This is a genomic window from Chishuiella sp. (assembly GCF_032109125.1).
Classification (GTDB): Bacteria; Bacteroidota; Bacteroidia; order Flavobacteriales; family Weeksellaceae; genus Empedobacter.
Genome location: NZ_DAMCLZ010000003.1, coordinates 270,172 through 277,417, shown reverse-complemented (window position 1 = coordinate 277,417; position 7,246 = coordinate 270,172). Strand labels below are relative to the sequence as shown.

Genomic DNA, 7,246 nt, shown 5'->3' with positions numbered 1-7,246 from the left:
TGCTCTAACCAACTGAGCTAAGGAGGAATGTTGCTTAATTGTGGGTGCAAATATAATAGGTTTTTTTACACCCACAAATATTTTTTTAATAAATTTTCAGAAATTATTTAAAAATCATATTCACAATATCATTACCAAAAACGAATACCATTAAGGATAAGATAATTACGACTCCAACCATTTGTGCCTTTTCTAAAACTTTTTCACTTGGTTTTTTTCCTGTAACCATTTCATAAATTGCAAAAACCGCATGACCACCATCTAAACCTGGTATTGGTAATAAATTAATAAATGCCAGCCAAGCAGAAATCATAGCTGTAAAAGACCAGAAAAATAACCAACTCCATTTTTTAGGCATTTGTTTTACCATTCCTATTGGTCCAGCTACTTGCTTACGACCATCTTTTACTTTGAATAATGTTCCAATTCCACGAACTTGTGTAGCAATAGCTTCAAAAGGCTCTACAATACCTTTAGAAAAACTTTCTCCTAATGTGTAATCTTGGTGAGAATTTAATGTTTCTAAATAAGTTGTTGCAGGAATAAATCCTAAAGTTCCATCCTTTCCAATTGTAGCCATTAATTCTATAGGTTCTCCTTTTCTTTCTATACTAAGAGGAACAGTTTTTCCTTTATATTGATCTATTTTAATTTTAAAGTCATTAAATAAATGAGTTGTAAATCCATCTACAGCAATAATTTTATCTCCTTTTAATAATCCTGCATTTTGTGCAGCACTATTCTCCATAACAGAATCTATAACAAATGTAAATTGAGGAATAAAAAAACCTTGTTTATAATTTAAAATTTGCGTTCTAAAATCTTCGTTTATTGGTAGAGAAATTTCTTTACCTTCTCTTTTTACTTCTAATGTATTTCCTCCTAATAATGCTTCTTTATATATCTCTTCAAGAGAATTAAATTTAACTCCATTTACTCCTACAGGAACATCTCCATTACGAAGTCCTAATTTTTGTTGTACAGCATCAGTAGAGATTCCATATTGCATTTTATTTACATCTGTATATGATTTTCCTTGAGATGCAAATAATGCAGTATATATAATCATTGCTAAAATAATATTAACAATAATCCCTCCTAACATAATAATTAATCGTTGCCAAGCTGGTTTTACACGAAATTCCCACGGTTTCGGTTCTTGTTTCATTTGATCAAGATCCATACTTTCGTCAATCATCCCAGAAAGTTTTACATAACCTCCCAATGGTAACCAACCAATACCATAAACTGTATCTCCAATTTTCTTTTTCCAAATGGCAAATTTCACATCAAAGAAACAAAAGAAACGCTCTACACGAACGCCAAACCATCTTGCTGTTACATAATGACCAAGTTCGTGCAACATAACTAAAAGCATCAAACTAAGCATTAATGTAGCTATCTGTATTAACATATTTTCTAAATTAGTTTTATTATTTTATTTTTAAATTGATTACAAAATTAATTGTTTTTATTAATCAGCAATTTTTATTTTTTCCATTCTAATGTTTCCAATAATTTCTTAACATCTGTTTTTATATAATCTATAGCTGGTGCAAGAGAATCTGGTTTAGGTTGAGTTTTAAAATAAACCGAACCAGATAAAAAATTCTTGATACTATCTGTAGCATGAAATTGTAAATTTATTGCCGATTCTCCTCCAAGTTCATATAATGTGCCAAAAATATGTTTTTTAGGAAAGGTAAATTCTTGTGGAGCAATAAAACTTGCTTTTACTGTTTGATCTTGAACAAAACGTTCACTTTCTTTTATTTGAACAATTAAATCTTGAGGAGATTTGACAGGAAAATATGTCAGATAAATTGTTGCTTTCATTCGTGGATAGACAATATTGAAAGAATTTATTTTTTTACCTGGAATTATTTTTCCAAAATTTGAATATTGAAAAGTATAAGGAACATTTTCATTAAACTTTATATAAGTTTGTTTAGGATATTCTAATCTTACCTGCCCTAAAGGTTTTGCAACTTCATCATTATTATTGCAAGAAACAAAAAAAATAGCACTACTACATAATGCTATTATAGTTTTAATTTTTATTGGTTTACGTAAAACGTTAAATTTCGTAAAATTCATTTATTATTTTATTCTAAAAAGGTAAATCATCCTCACCATCCTCTATAAAAGGAGGCTCTACAATTGGTGTTTTTTGAGGAGTTTCTACCTTCGTTTCTTTCTCTTGTATTGTACTGCGTTGATCATTATCAATTTTAGGAGTTAAAAACTCTATTGAATTAGCAACAATTTCTGTTGTATAACGAGTTTGTCCATTATCTTCCCATTTTCTTGTTTTTATTCGTCCTTCAACAAAAACCTTATCTCCTTTCTTTAGATAACGATCGCACAATTCAGCTAACTTATTTCTAGTAACAATATTATGCCATTCAGTTTCTGTAATTCTCTCTCCAGTTCTAGAAATATAAGATTCTGTAGTTGCAATAGGAAAACGACCAATACAGTTTTGCTCATCAAAATGATGTAATTTTACATCATCTCCTAAATTACCTATCAAAAGTACTTTATTTGTTGTTCCATTCATAGTTTTAGTTTTTTAGTGGCTTGTTATAAACAAAGTTAGTTTAAATAATGATTATTAATAAATTTTTCTATTGGTTTTGGAAAAGGATAATCATCTATTGATTCAATTGAAATCATTTCAAAACCTATTTTTTTAGATAAATTTATTATATTATTTAAAGATACATTTAATTTCCAATATTTTATAAATAAATTCTGATGAGAAAGAATATGTTTCTCTTCTGATATAAAAGTTAAATCATTTTCTAAATTTTCTTCAAAAATCCAACCCTTATCTAATAAATCCGTCTCAGTTTCTATTTTAGGAAAAGTATAAAGATTTCTCCATACATCATTACCTGTTCTTTTGGACAAACTGATTGTATGATTGTTTTCTAAAATTATAAAATGTAAAAAACGATTCGAAACTTTTACTTTTTTCAGCTTTACAGGTAATTGATCAACTTTTTTTAATCGTAAGGCTTCACATGATTCATTAAGAACACAAATTTCGCATTTAGGTGATTTTGGAGTACAAACAGTAGCTCCTAAATCCATTATTGCTTGATTAAAATCCCCTGGACGATTTTTATCTATAACCTCTAAACCTAACTGCCAAAATATTTTTTTTGCCTTAGAAGAACTTATATCTTCTTCAATATTAAAATATCTAGAAAACACTCGATACATATTCCCATCTACAGCAGGAACTGCTTCTTTATATACAATAGAAGCTATTGCTGCTGCAGTATAATCTCCTATTCCTTTTAATTTTTTCAGATCTTTAAAATTATTTGGGAACTTCCCATTTAATTCATTTGAAATATACTTTGCTGTATGGTGTAAATTTCTGGCACGAGAGTAATAACCCAATCCTTGCCAGAGTTTTAGCACCTTTTGCTCATCTGCATTAGCTAAATCAAAAATAGTATCAAATTCGTGTATAAAATTATTGTAAAATTTCATACCTTGGTCAACCCTTGTTTGTTGGAGAATTATTTCCGACAACCAAATATGAAAAGGGTCATTTGTATGACGCCATGGTAAATCTCGTTTATTTTTGTCAAAATATGACAAAATCAGATAGTTGAAGTTCATAAAAACTGAAAAAATCTTTTTTTGTTGGGATACTATCGTTATATTTGCACCCGCTTTCAAATTTAAGAATAATAAGAGGAATTATGACAAAGGCAGAAATAGTAAATAACATTTCAGGGAAATTAGGACTTGAAAAGAGCGATACTCAAAGAGTAGTAGAATCGTTTATGGAGGAGGTGATTAAATCATTAGTAGAGGGAGAAAATGTATACTTAAGAGGATTTGGTTCTTTTACTATTAAGACTAGAGCTGAGAAGACAGGAAGAAACATTACAAAAGGGACTTCTATCATTATACCAGCTCACAACGTTCCTACATTTAAACCAGCTAAGACTTTTATTGAAGAAGTAAAAACTAGCGAAGCAAACGTAATTAAATAACAATAAAATAATTGTATCATGCCAAGCGGAAAAAAACGTAAAAGACATAAGGTAGCGACGCACAAACGCAAAAAACGTCGTCGTCTTAACAGACACAAAAAGAAAAAATAATTAGTAGCTAAGCTATTAATAATTTAGTCTTTTTACAAGATAGCACTTTTCAATGGAAATTTTGGAAAGTGCTTTTATCATTTTTAAAAACATAATTTTTTGATGAGTAAAGAATTAGTGATTTCAGCCTTAGCTGATCAAGTACGCATCGCAGTTTTAGATGAAGGTCGATTGATGGAATTTCATCAAGATACTGCAAATGATGGCTTTGCAGTTGGCGATATTTACTTGGGTAAAATCAAAAAATTAGCTCCTAGTTTAAATGCAAGTTTTGTTGACATTGGTTATTCGAAAGATGCATTTTTACATTATCATGATTTAGGACCACAAATACGTTCTTCAAATGTTTACAATAAAATTGTAGCAAATGGGAAGTATAAAACAGAAAAGTTGAAAAACTTTCGAATGGAAGATCCTATAGAAAAAGACGGTCAAATTACTGATATCTTTGCTCCAGGTGATTCTGTTTTGGTTCAAATCACAAAAGAACCAATCCATACGAAAGGACCAAGAATTACTTCTGAAATTTCAATTGCTGGTCGCTATTTGGTTTTAGTTCCATTTTCGGAACGAGTTTCGATTTCTCAAAAAATCAAACAAAAGCCAGAAAGAGATCGTTTAATTAATATTTTAGACGGACTTACTCCAGAAGGCTTCGGAGTTATTATCAGAACAGTTGCTGAAAATAAAAATGCTGAAGAATTACAATCAGATTTGGCTTATTTATTAAATAAATGGACACAAATCTTTAAAAATCTTCAGAAGAAAAAAGCTCCTGCAAAAATTCTTAGTGAAATGGATAGAGCATCATCCATTTTAAGAGATAATTTTAATGATGATTTTGTTAAAATTTCTGTTGATGATAACGAATTAGCTGATGAAATGCGAGAATACTTGGAAGTTATTGCACCAGATAAAGTAAACCTGGTAAAAGAATATGACGATCCATTTGTTCCTATTTTTGAAAAGTTTAATGTCGAAAGACAAATTAAACAAGCTTTTGGTAAAACGGTTACTATTCCTCAATCTAAAGGTGCTTACCTTGTGATTGAACATACAGAAGCATTACACGTTATTGATGTGAATTCTGGTAATATTTCTAGAAATTCTAAAAATCAAGAAGATTCTGCTTTTGCAGTAAACAAAATTGCAGCTTCTGAAATTGCTCGTCAATTACGTTTACGCGATATGGGAGGAATTGTTGTGGTCGACTTTATTGATATGACTGGTGTTGAACATAAAAAAGAATTGTTTGAACACCTAAGAGCTGAAATGTCGAAAGACAAGGCAAAGCATAAAATTTTGCCACCAAGTAAATTCGGATTAATTCAGATTACAAGACAGCGCGTTCGCCCAGAAGTGAACTTTGTTACAACTGAAGAAAATCCTAACCAAGATTCGAATGAAATTGAAGCACCAATCGTTACAATTGATAAAATTGAACAAGTGCTCTTGAACATCCTTGATAGAAAAGATAAGGATTTACGAAAAATGTCGTTACATGTACATCCTTTCGTTGCTTCTTATTTACAACATGGATTACCAAGCATTCAGATGAAATGGTTTTTTAAGCATAAAAAGTGGATAAAGATTGTTCCGAGAGATGCGTATAAATACTTACAATTTAATTTCTTGGATAAAGATCATAATACACTTTACAACGAGTCAAACTAAAAAAAAGGTTATTTTCTGATAGAAAATAACCTTTTTTTAATTTAGACATCGTTTTGCAATAGCGATAGAAGTGAAAATCCTTTTATAAAAAAAGAATTTTTTATAAAAGATTGAGAGCGAGATAGCGCGTCCCATAGGGATTGCCCTAATTTTTATTTTATTTATACTTCTTTTTTATAAAATTCCTTGGCTGATTGAATGAACTGATTAAATGCTTTTGTTACGTCATTTTCATTTTTTACAGTTAAAGGAAATGGTATCATATGAGAATAATCAAAATCATGATCAACTATTTCTACATCTATTTCTATTTTTCTGTATCCTCCTTTCAGTGTGTTGAGTGCTTCTATAGGCGGAGCAACTTCATCTTTCTCCAATACATAGGTTTTTATTTGATGTTGAAGCTCGGTGAAGCGAGATTCTCTTTCTTTTTGAAAATAGTTGTAACGCAACATCATTTTGAACCAACTTTCTTCTTTGTGAAGTACTGGGTTTTGAAAATGCCCTAATCGTTTATCATTTTTGAAGTCTGTACTTAATAATTCTGCAAAAACTGTTTGCATTTTTATAGCTGCTCTAGAATCCATAATATATTTGGAAATAGGGAACATTCTATCTATTGTCATTCCTCCACAAAAACAAAATAATTTTGAATTAGAAAAAATTCCTTTTGGATTGGCCATCATCAGGATAATTGATAAAAACGAACCGATGGAATAACCAAAAAGATCTATAGTTGCTGTTTTATTTAAAGTATCTATTTTTCCTTTTTTGATGTGATAAATCAATTTTATGGTATCTGAATAAGTTTGGAAACCTGACCAAAATATACGTTGTGGATGAGCCTCTAATCGTGCACTAATTGCTGCATTTACATAAGAAGAATCTGTATTATCTCTATTATTTTTTATTCTATTTTTAGAAACTTCTACCATTTTACGACGATCACTCCATGAATCTTCTGCTCTATTCATGTGGAAAGCTATTGGGAAAAGTATTACTGCTTTATTTGTTTGCTGAGCAATCTCGTAGGCCCATGGTAGGTATTTATCCCATTTTTTTTCATTAAGTCCATGAAATAGGATTATAGCACCGTTAGATTTATATTGATCTAATCTTTGGACTATATAATAATCAAATATTTTATTGCATTCTATATCATAATCCAATATATCAACATCTGTATTTCCTGATATATTGTTTATTACATCACTTTCCTTGAAATGAATATCGTGTTTTGGACAACTTAAATGTGCAGAACCATTTAATAAATCTTCTGCTGCGTTTAATGAGGTTGACTGATATTTGGTAATTCGTAAATTAAGATCTACAATTTCAGAAGAATTTTGATTTAAATCAAAAGCTTCTTTTAATTTTTGATATAGTTCGTTGTACTGCATCGCTTATGATTTTTATGAATTTAAATGTACTTATAATAATATATT

7 protein-coding genes are annotated in these 7,246 nt (G+C 29.8%); 2 read left to right on the top strand and 5 right to left on the bottom strand.

Annotated features, from left to right (window positions below; all coding sequences use genetic code 11):
• Positions 1-103: 103 nt before the first annotated feature.
• The 4 genes from rseP to mutY all read right to left on the bottom strand — a co-directional run bounded on the left by rseP (position 104) and on the right by mutY (position 3,615).
• Positions 104-1,414: an RIP metalloprotease RseP gene (rseP, locus tag RT575_RS05860; RefSeq protein WP_313579504.1), complete on the bottom strand. Its 1,311-nt coding sequence runs from the start codon at positions 1,412-1,414 to the stop codon at positions 104-106.
• Between the two features lie 74 nt (positions 1,415-1,488).
• Entirely contained in the window at positions 1,489-2,097 is a 609-nt protein-coding gene (locus RT575_RS05855; protein ID WP_313579502.1) for a gliding motility lipoprotein GldD, read from the bottom strand.
• 13 nt (positions 2,098-2,110) lie between these two features.
• Positions 2,111-2,560, bottom strand: a complete 450-nt coding sequence (locus tag RT575_RS05850; protein ID WP_313579500.1) for a single-stranded DNA-binding protein — start codon at positions 2,558-2,560, stop codon at positions 2,111-2,113.
• Positions 2,561-2,595: 35 nt separating this feature from the next.
• Positions 2,596-3,615 carry an A/G-specific adenine glycosylase gene (gene mutY, locus RT575_RS05845; RefSeq protein WP_313579498.1) on the bottom strand — a complete coding sequence of 340 codons (1,020 nt, stop codon included), beginning with the start codon at positions 3,613-3,615 and terminating at the stop codon, positions 2,596-2,598.
• Between the two features lie 104 nt (positions 3,616-3,719).
• On the opposite strand from mutY, the gene RT575_RS05840 reads away from it, so the two are divergent.
• Both RT575_RS05840 and RT575_RS05835 read left to right on the top strand, forming a co-directional pair.
• Positions 3,720-4,016: an HU family DNA-binding protein gene (locus tag RT575_RS05840; protein ID WP_313374924.1), complete on the top strand. Its 297-nt coding sequence runs from the start codon at positions 3,720-3,722 to the stop codon at positions 4,014-4,016.
• 213 nt (positions 4,017-4,229) lie between these two features.
• A complete protein-coding gene (locus tag RT575_RS05835) occupies positions 4,230-5,801 on the top strand; it encodes an Rne/Rng family ribonuclease (RefSeq protein ID WP_313384980.1) in 1,572 nt (523 codons plus the stop codon).
• Positions 5,802-5,962: 161 nt separating this feature from the next.
• Here RT575_RS05835 and RT575_RS05830 read toward each other — a convergent pair whose 3' ends face one another.
• Complete coding sequence (locus tag RT575_RS05830) at positions 5,963-7,201, bottom strand: DUF6051 family protein (protein WP_313579496.1); 1,239 nt, start codon at positions 7,199-7,201, stop codon at positions 5,963-5,965.
• Positions 7,202-7,246: the final 45 nt, after the last annotated feature.